The organism is Staphylococcus sp. 231237_7MaSpsaltlick (genome assembly GCF_043107035.1).
In genome coordinates this window covers 1-2,083 of the sequence record NZ_JBICNX010000090.1, presented here as the reverse complement: position 1 = coordinate 2,083, position 2,083 = coordinate 1, and the positions used below count along the sequence as shown (strand labels likewise).

General features: G+C 26.3%; 2 protein-coding genes. Both read right to left on the bottom strand.

The genetic code is table 11. The annotated features are described in order from the left end of the window. Positions 1 to 709: 709 nt before the first annotated feature. A complete protein-coding gene (locus ACF91D_RS29925) occupies positions 710 to 1,309 on the bottom strand; it encodes a hypothetical protein (RefSeq protein WP_392438355.1) in 600 nt (199 codons plus the stop codon). Positions 1,310 to 1,741: 432 nt separating this feature from the next. Next, positions 1,742 to 1,972 carry an LSM domain protein gene (locus ACF91D_RS29920; protein ID WP_392438353.1) on the bottom strand — a complete coding sequence of 77 codons (231 nt, stop codon included), beginning with the start codon at positions 1,970 to 1,972 and terminating at the stop codon, positions 1,742 to 1,744. Between the last annotated feature and the right edge of the window lie 111 nt (positions 1,973 to 2,083).

The window sequence follows — 2,083 nt, the reverse complement described above, 5'->3', positions numbered from 1 at the left end:
ATCATTAGTACGCCACTTTTTATTTAATAAGTAATTCCACATTTCTTTTAGACTCATTTCAATCCACTCCTTAATATTTAAAAGTCATTTATTAATAAGACGCGTTTTAATAAAATCACTAGTTTAACTTTAAAATTTTAATTTCAAGATATTTGTAGTTATCATTTAAAATTCAATGCACTGATTCATTCATATTTTAATTTAGATAACTGTGCTAATTGTAAAATTAAGCTATTTAAAAAATATCTATCATCCGGAAATAGCTTGATTGTCAAAACGACATCTATTCAATATTGTTGGTAATTCAATGATAACACGTAATAAAGTAGTTAAAACTAACATTGTTGTCACTTTTTAAATAGTTTAATTAATTAGAAATATGACTTAAACGCATCTACCAAATACTCAAAACCTCAAAAAAGCACTAACTACTCAACCTAATGAATAGTTAGTGTTTTTTATTTTTATAGCTTCTTTAACAAAGATTACACAAAAATCCCATTAGCCATTACAGTAAAGGGGATAATAAATATTTCGCTATTATTTAGATGGAATAATTGAGTAGTTTGTCAAGGAAGTTCACGAATAATCAAAACACTGTTATTTAGGCGTATATGAGCATTTTAAGATGATTTCTTGTTCATACCCTTGCCCTTATTATCAAAATTATGCCCTTTTTTTGCCCTTAAAAATAACTATCAAATAGCCACTATTTTTTATAATTGCTAGTGCTCACTCCTTTAAGCCTCTTTTGTTTTGATAAATGAGTATATATAGTATTTATCTTTCTTACTTCTGTTTTAACTTCATTAAATATTTCATCTTCATTCTTCATAAATTTATTTTTTTCTTGATAATTATTATATTCCCAATGATGTTTCAATAAATATTTAGTATATAGACGTACCTTTTCACTATATTCAAATGATAAAAATACTACTGGTGTTTTATCTATTCCATTAATTGCATTATTTGTTGCCGAATTTATATTTTCTTTATAATTATCTAAAACAGAATACATTTCATTATAAATTTCTCTTGTAGGCCTTGAAAACGAACTAAACTTATCAGTTTCACTACTTTTAGGAAGGTATCTTAAAGATGCTAACACTCTATATACATCGTCAGTAGTTAGAAACGTTTTCGAAGCAACATCATATAGTTGCTTTCGCCATTCCGATTTCGAATCTAAATTATCTAATAGATCTCTTTCTTTATTTTCATAACTTGCTTTAACAGTAGCGTAAGAATTTTCTTCGTTGCTCTTTAATGTTTTATTGACATTAAAAATTGCTATACTTGCAGTCATATATACCCCTAATAATGTGATAAGTGCAGGTAATACATATCTCATTAGGTCTATGCTTCAACGAAAATATAAGAAGAAAGCAAAAACGATTAAAATAATAATAAAACAAAAAATTCTGTCTTTATACAAAATATTCATAAAAGTTCCTCCAAAAGGATTGTGCATTACTTTTTATAATATCATAATTAAAAAATAAAACACTATAAAACTTAGTTACCCACCAACACTTCTGCTGATGGGCGAAAATCATTCTATTTCTTCTATACTTTCGATTTCATTTTCGTTCAGATCATATACTACATCATTCTCTTTATCTGTTTCTATATTCAATGAATCATATCCACTTTCATTATCGAAAGCATCATCTACATTTATTACTACACCTTCAAATGTTTTACCATTTGTCGCTAATACTTTTACTCTTTTACCTATTTATTCCCATAATCTCAAACTCTCACTATTCAACTCTACTTCTTTAATACTTTTTATTTCTGATTCTAATATATCAAAGTGTAAATCTTTGGTTTTTATTTCTATTGAACACTCATTACTATTATTCACCGTATCATCATAAAAATGAACTACACGACCGGTAAATTTTTCGTTATCAATATCAATCAATTCTACATTTTTACCAACATCTTCCCACAATTTATGTTCCATCCAATCACTACTTATTTAATTGTCAAATATCTTAAATATCATCAATAAATCTAATACTATTGGGATATTTTTCATCAATTTTCTTAAACACTTCTTGTTGTTCTTCATAAC

Coding starts and splice junctions, on each gene's coding strand:
- ACF91D_RS29925 (WP_392438355.1), bottom strand. CDS start 1,309: ATGACTGCAAGTATAGCAATTTTTAATGTCAATAAAACATTAAAGAGC.
- ACF91D_RS29920 (WP_392438353.1), bottom strand. CDS start 1,972: ATGGAACATAAATTGTGGGAAGATGTTGGTAAAAATGTAGAATTGATT.